Genomic DNA, 624 nt, shown 5'->3' with positions numbered 1-624 from the left:
CCCAGTGGCGCGAGACAGACCTGCAGTTCATCCAGCGCATTCTTTCTGAAGTGGGCATCTTCTGGCGCACGGTGATGGACGACGTGCGAGGCCTGGACGGGGTGATATTCGCCGACGGCCAGCTGAACTATCAGTCTGACGTCCGGCTGCCGTACCGGGAGCCGTCGGGCCTGTACGACGGCGCGGAAGAGTCGGCGTGGGGCGTGCGCACCTGGCACCGGGTGGTGACGGACCGGGTCAGTACCCGGGACTACAACTACCGCACCGCCGGCACGCCGATGGACGCGGCGGTGAGCGTCAGAAGCGACGCGGTCACTACCGGAGAAGAATACCGCTACAAAGCGCCTTACCTGGCCTCCGGGGATGATTCTGACCCCGAGCCGGAAACCGAAACCGGCGCTTTCTACGCCCGCATCCGCCACGAGCGGACGCTGAATGATTCCGCCCGCATACACCTCTTCAGCAACGCCTCGCGCCTGGCCGCCGGTCAGGTGCTGGAGCCGCAGGGGGACATCATCCGCGACCTGAAGGAGGGCGTCATCATCACCCTCGCCACGTATCGCGCCTCGCGGGACTCCCGGCTGCACGTCTCGGTATGGGGAATGCCCTATACCGGCCGCCGGA

At 66.2% G+C, this 624-nt stretch carries 1 protein-coding gene; it reads left to right on the top strand.

Annotation, left to right across the window (positions count from 1 at the left end; translation table 11 throughout):
- Positions 1–624 (top strand): phage late control D family protein (locus ENGE1_RS26305; RefSeq protein WP_174543330.1); only part of this gene is annotated, 624 nt, incomplete at both ends.

The sequence above is a fragment of the Pluralibacter gergoviae ATCC 33028 = NBRC 105706 genome, assembly GCF_001598855.1.
GTDB lineage: Bacteria > Pseudomonadota > Gammaproteobacteria > Enterobacterales > Enterobacteriaceae > Pluralibacter > Pluralibacter gergoviae.
This window is presented reverse-complemented; position numbering and strand designations above follow the sequence as displayed.